Source organism: Couchioplanes azureus (assembly GCF_014648355.1).
In the GTDB taxonomy this organism is placed as follows: Bacteria; Actinomycetota; Actinomycetes; order Mycobacteriales; family Micromonosporaceae; genus Actinoplanes; species Actinoplanes azureus.
On sequence record NZ_BMQY01000011.1, the window covers coordinates 41,796 to 57,007 of the forward strand.

Sequence of the window (15,212 nt, forward strand, 5' to 3'; positions counted from 1 at the left end):
CCTTTCGGTTGGTGACGGTGAAAGCGGCCGGGTGGCCTCAGACCTCGACGCGGATGCGGTAGCGGCGCAGCCAGGCGTCCAGGCCCAGGACCATCTCGACGTTGGCCCGGGCGACCCACGCCCGCGGCCCGCTGTCGAGCACCGCGTGGTCGGCGCGGAGTGCCGCGATGGCCCGCTTGTCGACGAGCGCCGCGGCCGGGGACAGCGGGTCGGCGACGAGCGCGCCGAGCTGGTCCACCAGCCACTTGCCGTAGGCGGGGTCCTGCGTCACGGGGTACGGGCTCTTCGGCCGCGAGCGCACCGACTCCGGCAGCAGGTCGGCGACCGCGGCGCGGAGCAGGCTCTTCTCCTGGCCGTCGAACGACTTCTGCGCCCACGGCACGTTGTAGACGTACTGGACGAGCTTGTCGTCGCAGAACGGCATGCGGACCTCCAGGCCCGTCGACATGCCGATGGACTCGTCGTGCGACAGCAGCGTCTCCAGCCAGCGGGTCAGGTGCAGATAGTTGATCCGCCGCATCTGCCGGTCCACGTCGGTCTCGCCGGCGAGGTGCTCGACCTGGGCGACCGAGCTCTCCCACGCCGCCGTGCAGTAGTCGTTGAGCTGGAGCTTGTCGAGCAGGTCCGGGTGCAGCAGGTCGCCGCCCATGCCGTGCCTGCCGCCGCCGTAGTGCGCCATCGCGATCCACGGCATCGTCTGCGCGGCCGCCAGCTGCGGGTTGTGCACCCAGGAGAAGCCGCCGAACACCGCGTCCGCGATCTCGCCCAGCAGCGCCGCGCGGACGTGCTTGCTGACCTCCCGGTCGAGCAGGTGCAGCGAGGTGTTCATGTTGCCGAGCGGGCTCGGCACGTCCTTGGCCACCAGCGTGGCCTCGCGCACCGCCGGATCGAGGATGTCGGCGGTGTCGAGCACGACGTCGGTGTGCTCCGCGCCGACGTGGGCCACCATGTCCCGCACGAACGGGGCGTCCGGGGTGGCCCACACCTCGTCGGGCGTGAAGTTGTCGGCGTGCTCGGCGAAGGTGACGGTGAAGGTCCGCAGCTTCCCGCCGCCGCGGCGCTTGAGGGCGTCGCCGGCGAGCGCGGTGACCGCGGAGGAGTCGACGCCGCCGGAGAGCATGATGCCGACCCCGTCGGCGTCGCCGAGCTGGTCGGCCACGCTCGCCGACAGCAGCTCCCGGACGGTACCGATGGTGGTGTCGAGGTCGTCGGTGTGCTCGGCGGTGGTGAGCCGCCAGTACTTCTCCCGGCGCAGCCCGGCCCGGCCGAAGCGCAGGATCTCGGCGGCCTCGACCTGCCGGACGCCGGCGAAGATGCCGTGTCCCGCGGTGCCCGCGTAGGAGAAGAGCTCGCGCATCCCGTCGAGGTCGACGGCGGCCTCCGTCTCCGGGTGCGCGAACAGCGCCTTGCGCTCGGATCCGAAGACCAGGCCGGTGCCGGTGACCCAGTAGTAGAGCGGCTGGTTGCCGAACCGGTCCCGGACCAGGACGAGCTCGTCGCTGCGGCCGTCCCAGATCGCGACGGCGAAGGCCCCGGTCAGGCGGACCACGGCCGCCGTGCCGTCCTCCTGGTACGCCGCGGCGACGAGCTCGGCCGCGCCGGCCTCGTCGCTCACGCCCCGGCCGCGGCCGCGCAGCCAGGCGGCCAGCGCGCCGAGGCCGACCGGGGTGCCGGAGACGCACACGGCGATCTCCCCGTCCGGTGTGGACCGCACGTGGGGCTGCCGCGGCGTGGGCCGCGCGCCGATGGACAGGGACCGGAAACCGAGCCCGGCGTCGCGCCGGCTCCACACCTGCTGCCCGTCGGGCCCGCGGGTGGCCAGCGCTTCCGCCATCGCGGACAGCACCGCCGTTTCCCGCTGGAGATCACGGGGGGAGAAGTCCACCCAGCCAACCAAACCTGACATCGACTACACCCTCTCGCCTGGCGGATACGGCACGTCCGCGTGGACGGCCGAATTGATGGGCCCCCATCGTCAAGGGCGGCGGTCGAATCTCGCTCGTCGGCGCCTCGAGATAAGCGCCGACCGGCCGGCGGCTATTTCATCGTGCCGGTGCACAAAGAAACAGCACGCGCATGATTGTGCAATGCGCGGCCGTGGCCGCACATCGTTCGCCCGACGTATCTTGGGCCCGGAGAATGCGGCCCGGGAACCGGGGTGTACATCTTGCGATGTATGTGACCGCCGTCATAAGCTCCGGCCGGTGGGGCCATATGTCCGACGTGGACGGTCTGACCTGGGATGGCGCCGTGGTGGATGGGCGCATATGCACCTTTGACCCCTAGTGGACAACCCGGTACGGTGACGGAAGTCATTGCGGAATCCCGAACGGTCGGGAAATAGGCAGTATCAGCGGCTGCGGCTCGTGCCGCGCAGGGCCTTACGGCGTTGTCTCGCCTGCTCGTAAAGCGGTTGCGCGAGCGCCGGCGGTCGATTGGGCCGGCGCCGGTGCCCACGCCTCGATCGGCACTCCAGAGTGATTCGAGGGAAAATGGATCGACGCGATCCACGGTCTTCCCCGTAATTCACGGCATGGTGCTTGACATTGGCCACCATGGGTTGGAGAGATGGGGGAACAATCCACGTGGAATTGCACCGAGCTCCTCAGCATGCAGTCCCGCAGCCGCAGCCGCAGACGACCCGCGCCGCCGCGCACCGCCGAGGGGGGTGGCCGTCGTGCAGGTGAACGTCCTCGGGGCCTTCCACGTCGTGCGCGGCACCCAGTCGCTGGTGCCGTCGGCGCCCAAGCTGCGCCAGGTCCTCGCCCTGCTGGCGATGAACGCCAACACGGTGGTGAGCACCGACCAGATCATCGAAGAACTGTGGGAGGAGCGGCCGCCGTCCAGCGCCACCACGACTCTGCAGACGTACGTCTACCACCTGCGCAAGCTGTACCAGCTCGGCCTCGGCACCCGGGGCCCGGCCGACTCCGAGGGTGACACCGCGCCGCCCACCCTGCACCGCTCGTCGAACGGCTACATCCTCAGCCTCGACGACGGCGCGGTCGACTCCGCCGAGTTCCTGCGCCTCGCCGAGCGGGCCCGGACGCAGCTCGACGCGGGCTCGGTCGAGACCGCGGCCGACACCATCCGCTCGGCGCTGCAGCTCTGGCGCGGACCGGCGCTGGTCGACGTCACGACCGGCTCCCTGCTGCGGGCCATGACGGTCTGGCTGGAGGAGCAGCGCCGCGGCCTCACCCTGCAGCGCATCGATGCCGACCTGCGGCTGTGCCGGCACCACGACATCATCGGTGAGCTCACCGGGATGGTGGCGCAGCGCCCGACCGACGAGAGCCTGCAGGCGCGGCTCATGCTGTCGCTCTACCGGGCCGGCCGGCGCTTCGACGCGCTGCGGGTCTACCAGAAGGCCCGCTCCACCCTGGCCGAGGAGCTGGGCCTGGAGCCGATGCAGGAGCTGCAGCGGGTGCACCAGGCGGTGCTGCTGGCCGATCCGACCATCGAGCCGCCGATGCTCGGCGACGGCATGGACTCGGTGATCGGCGGCGGTACGCGTCCCGCCACGCCCGAGCAGCCCGATCTGCTCCCGCCGGACGTCGGCGAACTCGTCGGCCGCCGCGCCGAGACGGCCCAGATCACCCAGGTGATCTCCCGGCCGGAGCGCAGCGCGGCGCCGGCGGTCGTGGTGGTGGGCGCTCCCGGCGTGGGCAAGTCCACCCTCTGCGTGCACCTGGCGCACCGGCTCCGCGAGGACTACCCCGACGGCCGGCTGCACGCCCGGCTCACCGACGACACGGGCCGGCCCGTCGATCCCGCCGAGGTGCTCGGCGGGTTTCTGCGCGCCGCGGGGTACACCGGCTCCCGGCTGCCGGAGTCGCTGGCCGAACGGTCCAGCCTCTTCCGCAGCTGGTCCGCCGGGCGGCGGGTGCTGGTCGTCCTCGACGACGTGGTCGGGGCCGAGCAACTCCAGCACCTGCTGCCCACCGGACCCCGGTGCGCGACGCTGATCGCGGCCCGGCGCCGGTTCTCCCACCCGTCGGTGTCCTCGACGGTCAACCTGCGGCCGTTCGACCGCGGCGAGGCGCTGCAGATGCTCACCTCCGTCCTCGGTGAGCAGCGGCTGCGCCCGCAGCTGGCCGCCGTGCACGAACTCGTCGACCTGTGCGAGGGGCTGCCGGCGGCGCTGCGGGAGGCCGTCACGCAGCTGGAGCTCAAGCCGCACTGGCCCGTGCAGAGGCAGGTGGAACGGCTCCGCTCGGCCGCCGCCGAACAGCACTCCGGCGACAGCGGCCCGGGCACCTCGCGCAGCGTGCGGCTGACGTACCGGCTGCTCACCACCGACCTGCAGGCGGCGTTCCAGACGCTGGTCGGCTCCGAGCGGGCGCTGCCGCTCAGCGACGTGGCGACGCTGCTGGAGGCCGACGAGTACCGCACCGAGACCGTCGTCGAGGAGCTGGTGGAGTTCGGCCTGGTCGAGGTCGCCGCCGGCGACCGCGGCGACTTCCACTACCGGGTGCAGCGGCCGTTCCGCAGGTTCTTCCCCGGGCCCCGCACCATCGCCGAGCCGCCCGCCGGTGGTGCCGTGGCCACGGCGGTGCTCGCCACCGGCTGAGCCGGCGGCAGCCCCGCCCGCCCGGGCCGCCCACCGACGGTGGGCGGCCCGGTCCGTGCGCGGCGCCGGCGGGACGCGGCTCAACCCCGGTTCGAGTGCGCCGTGATCGGCCGTCGCCACCATCGTCGTGTGGCCGCGGCGACGCCGCCGGCCGTCAATAAGGAGGTAGGACGTGGACCAGGGTCTGGCCGGCAAGCGGGTACTGATCACCGGCGGGAGCCGGGGGATCGGGCGTGCGACGGCGCTGGCGTTCGCCCGGGCCGGCGCCCGGGTGGTCGCCTGCCACCACCGGGTCGGCGAGGACGCCGACAGCCTCGCCCACGAGCTCAAGACGCTCGGCGGCGGCAACCTCGTCGTCGCGGCGGACGTGACGCAACGCGCGGACGTCGCGCGGCTCGTGCGGATCTGCCAGGACCACCTCGGCGGCCTCGACGTGCTCGTCAACAACGTCGGGGTGGACGGGCGGATGCCCTTCGCCGCCCTGGACGACGCCGAATGGGACCGGGTGTTCGACCACAACGTGACGGCCGCGTACCGGGTCATCCAGGCCTCCCTGGACGTCCTGGTGGACGGGGCCTCGGTGGTGAACGTCGGCGCCTCCGTCGCGCTGCGGGGCCGGCCGATGAGCGCGCACTACACCGCCGCCAAGGCCGCGCTGCTCGGCCTCGGCCGCAGCCTCGCCAAGGAGCTCGGCCCGCGCGGGATCCGGGTCAACACCGTGGCGCCCGGGGTCACCTCCGTGGCGCCCGAGAAGGAGCTGCCGCCGCCCGTGCTGCAGCACCTGCTCGCCGCCACCGCCCTCGGCCGGCTCGCCGCGCCGGAGGACGTCGCGGGGGCGATCCTCTTCCTCGCCGGGGACGCCTCGCGCCTGGTGACCGGCGTGGAGCTGCCCGTCGACGGCGGCATCTGACCAATCGCAACCCTGAGGAGAGGCACCGTGCATCGCACACTCATCGTCGCCCGGCTCAAGACCGGCGACACCTCCGGCATCGCCGAGACCTTCGCCGAGTCCGACGCCACCGACCTGCCGCACATGGTCGGGGTTTCCCGGCGGACCCTGTTCTCCTTCCACGACCTGTACTTCCACCTCGTGGAGGCGGACGAGGACATCACCAAGAACCTCTACAAGGCGCGCAGCCACCCGCTGTACTCCGAGATCAACCAGCGGTTGACGGAGTTCGTGTGGCCGTACGACCCCGACTGGAAAGAACCCAAGGACGCCATGGCTTCGCCGTTCTACGTGTGGACGGCCGAGGAAGGACGAGTGCAGTGACCACCACCCAACAGCTCAAAGTCAACGTCTCCGAGGCCGCCCCGAACACCCGCCGCGGCGGGGACATCCGGGTGACGCTCAGCCCCAAGACCGTGGGGTGCACCTCCGGGTTCGGCGGCACCCTGCGCCTCGGGGCGGGGGAGTACGTCACCGAGCACTACCACCCGTACTCGGAGGAGTTCCTGCACGTCGTCGCCGGCGAGCTGGAGATGACCGTGGACGACCGGCCGATCCGGCTCGGCGCCGGCGACTCGCTGCTCGTGCCGATCAACGCCCGGCACCGCCTGGTGAACGTCGGCGAGCAGGAGGCGCACGTCGTCTTCCACCTGTCCCCGCTGGCGCCGCGGCCCGAGCTCGGCCACGTCGACACCGAGCAGCCGACCGCGCCGCACGAGCCCAATCCGCAGGTCGGAGGCGGGCGGTGAAGCGTCGCGCCGTCGTCACGGGGATCGGTGCGGTGGCGCCGGGCGGCGTCGGCCGGGAGGCGTTCTGGGACCTGCTGAGCGCCGGCCGCACCGCCACCCGCCGGATCAGCATGTTCGACCCCTCGGCCTTCCGGTCGCAGATCGCCGCCGAGGTCGACTTCGACCCGCGGGCCGCCGGGCTGTCGGCCCAGGAGGTCCGCCGGATGGACCGGGCCGCGCAGTTCGCCGTGGTGAGCACCCGCGAGGCGCTCGCCGACAGCGGCGTCGACCTCGCGGGCGTCGACCCCGGCCGGGTCGGCGTCAGCATCGGCAGCGCGGTCGGCTGCACGATGGGCCTCGAGCAGGAGTACGAGGTGCTCTCCGACGGCGGCCGCAAGTGGCTGGTCGACCACTCGTACGGCGTACCGCACCTCTACGGCTACATGGTGCCGAGCACGCTGGCCGCCGAGGTCGCGTACGAGGTCGCCGCCGAGGGCACGGTGGCGCTCATCTCGACCGGCTGCACGTCCGGGCTGGACGCCGTCGGGCACGGCATGCAGCTCATCGAGGAGGGCTCCGCCGACGTGGTGCTCGCCGGCGCCACCGACGCACCGCTGTCGCCGATCACCTCGGCCTGCTTCGACGCCATCACCGCGACCTCGCCCAACAACGACGACGCCGCGCACGCGTCCCGGCCGTTCGACGCCCACCGCGACGGCTTCGTGCTGGGGGAGGGCTGTGCCGTGCTCGTGCTCGAGGACGAGGAGGCGGCGAGGCGGCGCGGGGCGCACGTCTACGCCCGGCTGTCCGGCTTCGGCGCCCGCAGCAACGCCTTCCACATGACCGGGCTCAAGCCCGACGGCCGGGAGATGGCCGAGGCCATCCGGGTCGCCCTCGCCGGCGCCGAGCTGAACGCGTCCGATGTGGACTACATCAACGCGCACGGCTCGGGGACCAAGCAGAACGACCGGCACGAGACCGCCGCCTTCAAGCGGGCGCTCGGGCAGCGCGCGTACGAGGTGCCGGTCAGCTCGATCAAGAGCATGGTCGGGCACTCGCTCGGCGCCATCGGGGCGATCGAGGTCGCGGCGTGTGCCCTGGCCCTCGACCGCCAGGTCGTGCCGCCGACGGCGAACCTGCACCACCGCGACCCGGAATGCGACCTGGACTACGTGCCGCTGGTGGCGCGCGAACACCGCATGGACGCCGTGCTCAGCGTCGGCAGCGGGTTCGGCGGCTTCCAGAGCGCGATGGTCCTCACCCGGTCGTGACCGCGTCGACCGGCGTTCGAGAGGCGTCCGAGCCCGAGCTAGGAAGGTGAAGCGCATGAATACCTCTACCGCCGGCGCCGCCGTGATCACCGGCATGGGCGTCGTCGCCCCCACGGGCATCGGGAGCGAGGAACACTGGCAGTCCGTGCTGAACGGCAAGACCGGCGTCGGCCGGATCACCCGGTTCGACCCGTCGGGCTATCCCGTACGCCTGGCCGGCGAGGTGGCGGACTTCACCGCCAAGGGCCGGGTGCCCGCCCGGCTGGTGCCGCAGACGGACCGCTGGACCCACCTCGCGCTGGCGGCGGCCGACGCCGCCGTCGCCGACTCGGCCGTCGACCTCACGGCGCTGCCCGAGTACGAGATGGCCGTCGTGACCGCCAGCTCGTCCGGCGGCACCGACTTCGGCCAGCACGAGATGGAGCGCCTGTACCAGAACGGGCCCTCCTGGGTGGGCGCCTACCAGTCGATCGCCTGGTTCTACGCGGCGACGACGGGGCAGGTCTCCATCCGGCACGGTATGCGGGGGCCGTGCGGGGTGGTCTGCACCGAGCAGGCCGGCGGGCTGGACGCCATCGGCCAGGCCCGGCGGCTGCTGCGCGACCAGAGCCGCCTGGTGGTGACCGGCGGGACGGACAGCTCGCTGTGCCCGTACGGGCTCGTCGCCCAGATGGCCAACGGCCACCTGTCGACCGCCGAGGACGTCGGCCGGGCGTACCTGCCGTTCGACGACGACGCGGACGGGTACGTGCCCGGCGAGGGCGGCGCCATCCTGGTCGCCGAGCGGGGCGGCCCGCACACCGAGGGCCGCGGCTACGGCCGGGTGCTGGGCTACGCCGCCGGGTTCGACCAGTCCGCCCGGACCGGCCGGCGCCCGGTGCTGGCCGGCACGATCCGGCGGGCGCTCGACGACGCGCGCTGCGCCGCCGACGACATCGACGTCGTCTTCGCCGACGCCGCCGCCGACCCGGACCTCGACCGGATCGAGGCCGAGGCGCTGGCCGAGGTCTTCGGCACCCACGCGGTGCCGGTCACCGCGCCGAAGACCCTGACCGGCCGGCTCTACGGCGGAGGCGCCGCCCTGGACGTCGCCACCGCCCTGCTGGCGCTGCGCGACGGGGTCATCCCGCACACCGTTGGACCCACCCGGATGCGCTCCGACGTCCCGATCGACCTGGTGCTCGACGTCCCCCGCGAGCGCCCGCTGCGGACCGCCCTGGTGGTCGCCCGCGGCTACGGCGGCTTCACCTCGGCCATGGTCCTCGGCCGCGGCGACCGTTCCGCTTCCGATCTCTAGTCGACTCCATCGAAAGGAACCTTCTCATGTCCACGTTCGACGTCGCCGAGCTGCGCGAGATCATGAGCGTCAGCGTCGGTGTCGAGGACGACGTCTACTTCGACGGCGACCACCTCGACGTACCCTTCGCCGACCTGGGGTTCGACTCGCTCGCCATCCTGGAGCTGGCCAGCCAGATCCAGCGCCGCTACGGCGTGCAGATCCCCGACGAGGCCGTCACCGAGGAGATGACCAGCCCGCGCGCCGCCGTGGACTACGTCAACTCCCGGCTCGTCGCGGCGGTGGCGTGACATGTCCGGCCACACCGACAACTCCGTCGTCATCGACGCGCCCCTGGACCTGGTCTGGGACATGACGAACGACATCTCGCGCTGGACCGAGCTCTTCAGCGAGTACTCGGCGGCCGAGGTGCTGCACCGCGACGGCGACACCTTCCGGTTCCGGCTGGCCCTGCACCCCGACGAGAACGGCAAGGTCTGGGACTGGGTCTCCGAGCGGACGCTCGACCGTGCCTCCCGTACGGTGCGGGCCCAGCGGGTCGAGACCGGCGTGTTCAAGTACATGTCGCTGTTCTGGGAGTACACCGAGACGCCCCAGGGCGTGCGGATGCGCTGGGTCCAGGACTTCGAGATGAAGCCGGTGGCGCCGATCGACGACGCCGCCATGACCGAGCGGCTCAACCGCAACACGGCCACGCAGATGAGCCTCATCAAGGACAAGGTCGAGGCGGCCGCCAAGGCCCGGGTCTGAGCGATGTCCGCTCTCTTCGTCGTGCTGATGCCGCTGGTGCTGCTGGCCAACGGCCTCGCCGCCGGGGTCCTGCTGGGCACCCAGCTCGGCGGATTCCCGCTGATGGCGGCGCTGCCCCCGGACCGGTACGTGCACGCCCACGCGTTCTTCTCCACCAGGTACGACCCGTTCATGCCGATCTGCCTGGTGACCACGGCGCTCGGGGACGCGGTGCTGGCCGTGGTGGCGCCCGGCCCCGGCGCGTGGGTGCTGCACCTGACCGGGACGGTGCTGGCCGGCGGCACCGTCGTCATCTCACTCACCAAGAACGTGCCCATCAACCGATGGGTGCAGCAGCTCGACCCCGACCGCCTGCCGTCCGGCTTCGACTACGCGGGGCGGCGGCGGGCCTGGGGGCGCTGGAACTCGCTACGAAGCTGGCTGACCGTGGCGGCGCTGGTGGTCAACTGCGCCGCGGTGGCGCTGGCGCTCCGACCTTAAGGAGAATCGGGTGAACCTCGGATTGAACGGTAAGAAGGCGCTGGTGACCGGCGGGGTGCGCGGCGTCGGCCGCGGCATCGTGCTGGCCCTGGCCCGCGCCGGTGTGGACGTCGTGACGTGCTACCGGCAGGACAGCGAGCTGGTCGCGTCGCTGGAACGCGAGCTCAAGGAGATCGGCGGCAACCACCTGGTGCTGCAGGCCGACATCGCCGACCCGGCCCAGGTGACGATCCTGCTGGACAAGATCCGCGACACGTTCGGCAGCCTCGACCTGGTGGTCAACAACGCCGGTGCGATCAGCCACATCCCGTACGCCGAGCTCCCCGAGCAGGAGTGGCGGCGGGTCATCGACACCAACCTCACGGCGCCGTACCTCATCATCCAGGGCGCGCTGCCGCTGCTGTCCGAGGGTGCCTCGGTGGTCAGCATCGGCTCCAAGTCGTCCGAGGTCGGCATCCCGCTGCGGGCGCACTACACGGCGACCAAGGCCGCGCTGCGGGGGCTCACCCGCTCGCTGGCCAAGGAGTTCGGCGGGCGCGGCCTGCGGTTCAACGTCCTGGCCCTCGGCGTGATCGAGACCGAGGCGATGGACGCCATGCCGGCGGAGCAGGCCGCGATGATGCGCAAGCGGTACAGCGAGAAGACCGCGCTGGGCCGGCTGGGCACCCCGGACGAGGTCGCGGGCGCGGTGCTCTGGCTAGCCAGCGACCTGTCGCGCTACGTCACCGGCGCCACCATCCACGTCGACGGAGGAATCTCATGACCACCGACACCACGTTCCGCGTCATGCTCAAGATGCACATCAAGCCGGGCATGGCGGAGGAGTTCGAGAAGACCTGGGTAGCCGTCGGCGACTCGGTCACCTCGCACCCCGCCAACCTGGGCCAGTGGCTGTCGCGCAGCACCGACGAGGACGGCGTCTACTACATCGTCAGCGACTGGGTGGACGAGGCGCGCTTCCGCGAGTTCGAGACCAGCGACCGGCACCTCGAGCACCGGCAGAAGCTGCACCCGTACCGGTCGGGCGGCTCGATGAGCACCATGGAGGTGGTCGCGTTCGTCGCGCCTTCCGCCACGGTCCGCACCCACGCCGAGTGGCTGGCGGCAGCCTGATGGGAGCCGAGCTGCGGGTGCTCGTCTACCACGCCACCGAGGACGTGGCCGGCGTGCACAAGGCCTACCACGACGTGAGCGGGGTCCTCGCCGAGGTGCCCGGCATGCTCGGCAACGAGCTGCTGCGCTCGGTGCCGGATCCCACCGGGTTCGTGGTGGTGAGCCGCTGGGCCGACCTGGCGGCGTTCCGGGAGTGGGAACAGGGACCCGCGCACCGGGCGAGCACCGCGCCGCTCCGGCCGTTCCGGGACACCCGCATGGCCATGCCGTTCGGGGTCTACGAGGTGCAGGCGTCCTACTAGGACGCCGCGGCTCCGGTCGCCGTCAGGCGACCGGAGCCCGGGCGCGGAAGGCGGCCCGGTAGGACTGCGGCGGCACACCCACGATCCGGCGGAAGTGCGGGCGCATCGTCACGCCGTCGGCGAACCCGCTGGCCCGGGCGACGGCGTCGACGTCGAGGCCGGTCGTGGACAGCAGCTGCTGGGCGTGCAGCACCCGCTGGTGGATCAGCCATTGCAGAGGCGAGCAGCCGGTCGTCTCACGAAAGCGCCGGTCGAAGGTGCGCCGGCTCAGGTGCGCCGCGCCGGCCAGGCCGGCGACGTCCAGCCCGGTGTCGGCCAAGCGGTCGAGCGCGTACCGCATCGCGTCGGCGATGGCGTCACCGGTGCGCAGCTCCGGCACCGGCCGCTCCACGAACTGCGCCTGCCCGCCGGCCCGCTGGGGCGCGACGACGAGCGCGCGGGCGACCGTGTTGGCCGCGTCCGGTCCGTGGTCGCGGCGCAGCAGGTGCAGGCAGGCGTCGAGACCGGCGGCGCTGCCGGCGCTGGTGACGATGGTGCCCTCGTCGACGAAGAGGGCGTCGGCGGCCACCTCGACGCGGGGGTACCGGTCGGCGAACTCGCGCAGGTGCCACCAGTGCGTGGTGGCCCGGCGGCCGTCGAGCAGCCCGGCCTCGGCGAGCACGAAGGCGCCCAGGCACAGCCCCACGACGACGGCGCCCTCCCGATGGGCCCGCCGGAGCAGATCGAGGATCTCCTCCTCGACCGGTGCCCCGCCCGGCTCGCGCCATGCGGGAACGATGACCACCCCCGCCTCGTCGAGCGCGGCCGGTGGATGAGGGGCGTGCAGCGCGATGCCGGCGGTCGTGGCGATCGGGCGACCGTGCTCGCTCGCGACCCGCACGTCGAAGCGGGGGCCGCCCCGGCGGCTCTGGTCGATGCCGAACACCCGCGGCGCCACGCCCACCTCCATCAGTGGGGCGCCGTCGCCGATGAGCACGCCTACGGTCGTCGGGCTCCGAGTCATGGCGTGAATCTATCGCAGGATGGCTTTTGAGCCACTGTCCGTCGTCCGCGGCCCACCGCAGACTCGACTCATGACCTTGCACATCCGCCACTTCGGCGGCCCGACCGCGACGTTCACGCTCGGCGGCCTCACCTTCATGACCGACCCCACGTTCGACGCGCCGGGCGACTACCACCTCGGTTCCCACACCACCCTGACCAAGACGGCGCCGGCCGCCGGCACGCCGGCCGACGCCGGTCCCGTCGACGTCGTCCTGCTCTCCCACGACCACCATCCCGACAACCTCGACGACGCGGGCCGCGCCTTCTGCGCCACCGTGCCCCTGGTGGTGTCCACCCCTGCCGCCGCGGACCGGATGGGTCCGCCGGTGCGGCCCCTGGCGGCCTGGGCCCACCTCGACCTGCCGCGGCCCGACCGCGCCGGCGACCTGCGGGTGACCGCCGTCCCCGCCCAGCACGGCCCCGACGGCACCGACCATCTCACCGGCCCCGTCACCGGCTTCGTGCTGCAGGGCGACGACCTGCCCGCCGTGTACGTCAGCGGCGACAACGCCTCGCTGCGGGTCGTCGGGGAGATCGCCACCCGGTTCCCGGGGATCGACGTCGCGATCCTGTTCGGCGGCAGGGCACGGACCCGGGTGCTCGGCGACGCGAACCTCACCCTCGACGCCGCCGGCATGGTCCAGGCGGCCCGCACCCTCGGCGTCTCGACCGTGGTGCCGGTCCATGTGGACGGCTGGGCCCACTTCACCGAGGGCATCGGCGACGTCCGCGCCGCGTTCGCCGCCGCCGGCCTGGCCGGCATGCTCCACGTGCCGGGCGGCCGCCGGGTGTCCGGGGCGGTGGTGCCGTCCTCCTGACGCGCACGGGGCCTGGCGGATCGTCGAGGGCCTGCTCGGTACGCTCGCGACCATGAAACGTCGTGGTGTCACGGTCATCGCGGGCGTCGTGGTCACCGCCCTGCTCGGCGCCGGTGCCGGGCTCTGTCCGCTGCCGTACGTGGTGCTCGGGCCGGGCCCCACGGTCGACACCCTGGGCCGCCACGAGGGTGAGCCGGTGATCAGGGTGTCCGGTGCCAAGGAGTCCGCCTCCGCGGGACAGCTGCGGCTGACCACCGTGCAGGTGGAGAGCGAGGTCGGGCTCCCGGAGGCGGTCGCGAGCTGGTTCGACGGCGACCGGGCGCTGGCCCCGCGCAGCGTCGTCTACCCACCGGGGCGGAGCACCGAGCAGGTCGACCGCGAGAACACCGAGCTGTTCGCGACCTCCCAGCGCACCGCCGAGACGGTCGCCCTGCGCGAGCTGGGTCATCCGCCCCGGCCGCAGGTGACCGCGGTGACCCCCGGTGGCCCCTCTGCCGGCGCGCTGCGCGTGGGCGACGTGATCACCGGCGTCGGCGATCAGGGCGTGGACACCGCGGAGACGTTCACCCGCCTGACCGGTCACGTGGCCTCCGGCACCGAGCTGACCATCGCGTACACCCGGGCGGGGCGGGCCGGCAGCGCGACGGTCACTTCGCAGGGCGGGTTCGTCGGTATCGGAGCGCGGGTCGAGCAGAAGTCGCAGGCGCCGTTCACCGTGGCGATCGCGCTCGACGAGATCGGCGGGCCCAGCGCGGGGCTGATGTTCACGCTCGGCATCATCGACAAGCTGACCCCGGCCGACCTCACCGGCGGGCGGATCGTCGCCGGTACCGGAAGCATCGACGACGCCGGTGCGGTCGGGCCGATCGGTGGCATCCCGCAGAAGCTCGTCGCGGCCCGGGCGGCCGGTGCGCAGCTGTTCCTGGTGCCCGAGGGCAACTGTGCCGAGGCGGCCCGCAACGCCGTCCCGGGACTGCCCATGGCCAAGGTCGCCACGGTCGCCGAGGCGCTCACGGCGTTGCGGACCTTGGCGGCGGGCGGCGTCCCCGCGGGCTGCCCGTCCGCGGGCTGACCGCGTTGACTTTCCGAGTTGGAATGTGATTGTCTTTCCGCCATGGAAAGTAATGCCGCTCAGCAGCTCGCCGCCATCGCCGACACCCGGGCGGCCGTCGCCGACCGCCTGGTCACCCCCTTCTGGTACCACCCGCTCCTCGGCCTGCTCGTGGCCGGCTACATCGTCGGCATGAGCGTCGGTGACACCGCGGTCAAGCTCGCCTCCGGGGTGTTGTTCAGCGCGGGGGCGGCCGCCCTCGCCGTCGCCTACCGGCAGCGCACCGGCATCTGGGTGTCCGGTCTCGGCGCGGGACGCGCCGGCCGGTGGGCGATCGCGCTGGGTGCCCTGATCGGCGTCGCCGCCGCCACCGCGTGGGCCACCGCCACCTACACCGACCTGCGGTGGCCGGTGTGGACCCTCGCCGTCGCGGGCCTCGTCGGCACCGTCGTCATCGGCCGCCGGTTCGACACCGCGCTGCGCGCCCAGCTGCGAGCGGCCGCGTGAGCGAGGGGTTCGACGACACCATCCACGCCCCCCACCGGCTGCGGATCTGCGCCTTCCTCGACGCCACCACGAGCACCGAGTTCGGCGTCCTGCGCGACGTGCTCGGCGTCGCCGACTCGGTGCTGAGCAAACACCTCAAGGTCCTCCAGGACGCCGGCCACGTGGAGATCTCCAAACCCACCGGCCGGGGGCGGGTGAAGACCTGGGTCAGCCTCACCCCCGGCGGCAAGCAGGCCTACCACCGCCACGTCGCCGCGCTCCGGGCACTGATCGACAGTCCCGGACCGGCCGGCCATCCTGCCGGGTGACCCGGCCGCCGGCGCGGTCGGCGG

The 15,212-nt window shown here is 72.7% G+C and carries 18 protein-coding genes; 16 read left to right on the plus strand and 2 right to left on the minus strand.

Translation table 11 applies throughout. The features are described from left to right. Positions 1-37: 37 nt before the first annotated feature. Positions 38-1,906 (minus strand): asparagine synthase (glutamine-hydrolyzing), encoded by a 1,869-nt coding sequence (gene asnB / locus IEY99_RS29225; RefSeq protein WP_189207315.1) that lies wholly within the window; start codon positions 1,904-1,906, stop codon positions 38-40. Positions 1,907-2,677: 771 nt separating this feature from the next. Between asnB and IEY99_RS29230 the strand changes: the two genes are divergently transcribed. The 12 genes from IEY99_RS29230 (at position 2,678) to IEY99_RS29285 (ending at position 11,460) form a co-directional block, all read left to right on the plus strand. Further along, positions 2,678-4,570, plus strand: a complete 1,893-nt coding sequence (locus IEY99_RS29230) for an AfsR/SARP family transcriptional regulator (protein ID WP_189207316.1) — start codon at positions 2,678-2,680, stop codon at positions 4,568-4,570. Between the two features lie 172 nt (positions 4,571-4,742). Beyond that, complete coding sequence (locus IEY99_RS29235; protein WP_189207317.1) at positions 4,743-5,480, plus strand: SDR family NAD(P)-dependent oxidoreductase; 738 nt, start codon at positions 4,743-4,745, stop codon at positions 5,478-5,480. Positions 5,481-5,507: 27 nt separating this feature from the next. Then, the gene (locus IEY99_RS29240) at positions 5,508-5,843 is read left to right on the plus strand and encodes a TcmI family type II polyketide cyclase (protein ID WP_189207318.1); all 336 of its coding nucleotides are present in this window, start codon (positions 5,508-5,510) and stop codon (positions 5,841-5,843) included. Further along, positions 5,840-6,268 carry a cupin domain-containing protein gene (locus IEY99_RS29245; RefSeq protein ID WP_189207319.1) on the plus strand — a complete coding sequence of 143 codons (429 nt, stop codon included), beginning with the start codon at positions 5,840-5,842 and terminating at the stop codon, positions 6,266-6,268. Before IEY99_RS29240 ends, IEY99_RS29245 begins: the two co-directional genes overlap by 4 nt. Beyond that, positions 6,265-7,518, plus strand: a complete 1,254-nt coding sequence (locus IEY99_RS29250) for a beta-ketoacyl-[acyl-carrier-protein] synthase family protein (RefSeq protein ID WP_189207320.1) — start codon at positions 6,265-6,267, stop codon at positions 7,516-7,518. The genes IEY99_RS29245 and IEY99_RS29250 overlap by 4 nt, the downstream gene beginning before the upstream one ends. A gap of 55 nt (positions 7,519-7,573) precedes the next feature. Continuing rightward, positions 7,574-8,815, plus strand: a complete 1,242-nt coding sequence (locus IEY99_RS29255) for a ketosynthase chain-length factor (RefSeq protein WP_189207321.1) — start codon at positions 7,574-7,576, stop codon at positions 8,813-8,815. A 26-nt stretch (positions 8,816-8,841) separates the two neighbouring features. After that, entirely contained in the window at positions 8,842-9,105 is a 264-nt protein-coding gene (locus IEY99_RS29260; RefSeq protein ID WP_189207322.1) for an acyl carrier protein, read from the plus strand. 1 nt (position 9,106) lies between these two features. After that, positions 9,107-9,565, plus strand: a complete 459-nt coding sequence (locus IEY99_RS29265; protein WP_189207323.1) for an SRPBCC family protein — start codon at positions 9,107-9,109, stop codon at positions 9,563-9,565. A gap of 3 nt (positions 9,566-9,568) precedes the next feature. Beyond that, positions 9,569-10,045: an anthrone oxygenase family protein gene (locus IEY99_RS29270; RefSeq protein ID WP_189207324.1), complete on the plus strand. Its 477-nt coding sequence runs from the start codon at positions 9,569-9,571 to the stop codon at positions 10,043-10,045. Positions 10,046-10,055: 10 nt separating this feature from the next. Then, positions 10,056-10,808 (plus strand): SDR family NAD(P)-dependent oxidoreductase, encoded by a 753-nt coding sequence (locus IEY99_RS29275; protein WP_189207325.1) that lies wholly within the window; start codon positions 10,056-10,058, stop codon positions 10,806-10,808. Then, complete coding sequence (locus IEY99_RS29280; protein ID WP_189207326.1) at positions 10,805-11,158, plus strand: antibiotic biosynthesis monooxygenase family protein; 354 nt, start codon at positions 10,805-10,807, stop codon at positions 11,156-11,158. The genes IEY99_RS29275 and IEY99_RS29280 overlap by 4 nt, the downstream gene beginning before the upstream one ends. Continuing rightward, on the plus strand, positions 11,158-11,460 hold the full coding sequence (locus IEY99_RS29285) for an antibiotic biosynthesis monooxygenase family protein (RefSeq protein ID WP_189207455.1): 303 nt from the start codon (positions 11,158-11,160) through the stop codon (positions 11,458-11,460). The genes IEY99_RS29280 and IEY99_RS29285 overlap by 1 nt, the downstream gene beginning before the upstream one ends. A gap of 22 nt (positions 11,461-11,482) precedes the next feature. Here IEY99_RS29285 and IEY99_RS29290 read toward each other — a convergent pair whose 3' ends face one another. Then, positions 11,483-12,463 carry a GlxA family transcriptional regulator gene (locus tag IEY99_RS29290; RefSeq protein ID WP_189207327.1) on the minus strand — a complete coding sequence of 327 codons (981 nt, stop codon included), beginning with the start codon at positions 12,461-12,463 and terminating at the stop codon, positions 11,483-11,485. Positions 12,464-12,533: 70 nt separating this feature from the next. Between IEY99_RS29290 and IEY99_RS29295 the strand changes: the two genes are divergently transcribed. From IEY99_RS29295 to IEY99_RS29310, 4 genes are read left to right on the plus strand one after another with little or no spacing between them, the layout of a single operon-like run. Further along, positions 12,534-13,322, plus strand: a complete 789-nt coding sequence (locus tag IEY99_RS29295; protein ID WP_189207328.1) for an MBL fold metallo-hydrolase — start codon at positions 12,534-12,536, stop codon at positions 13,320-13,322. Positions 13,323-13,374: 52 nt separating this feature from the next. Further along, entirely contained in the window at positions 13,375-14,394 is a 1,020-nt protein-coding gene (locus IEY99_RS29300; RefSeq protein ID WP_189207329.1) for a YlbL family protein, read from the plus strand. 42 nt (positions 14,395-14,436) lie between these two features. After that, a complete protein-coding gene (locus IEY99_RS29305) occupies positions 14,437-14,880 on the plus strand; it encodes a hypothetical protein (protein ID WP_189207330.1) in 444 nt (147 codons plus the stop codon). After that, positions 14,877-15,188 (plus strand): transcriptional regulator, encoded by a 312-nt coding sequence (locus tag IEY99_RS29310; protein ID WP_189207331.1) that lies wholly within the window; start codon positions 14,877-14,879, stop codon positions 15,186-15,188. The genes IEY99_RS29305 and IEY99_RS29310 overlap by 4 nt, the downstream gene beginning before the upstream one ends. Positions 15,189-15,212 lie beyond the last annotated feature (24 nt).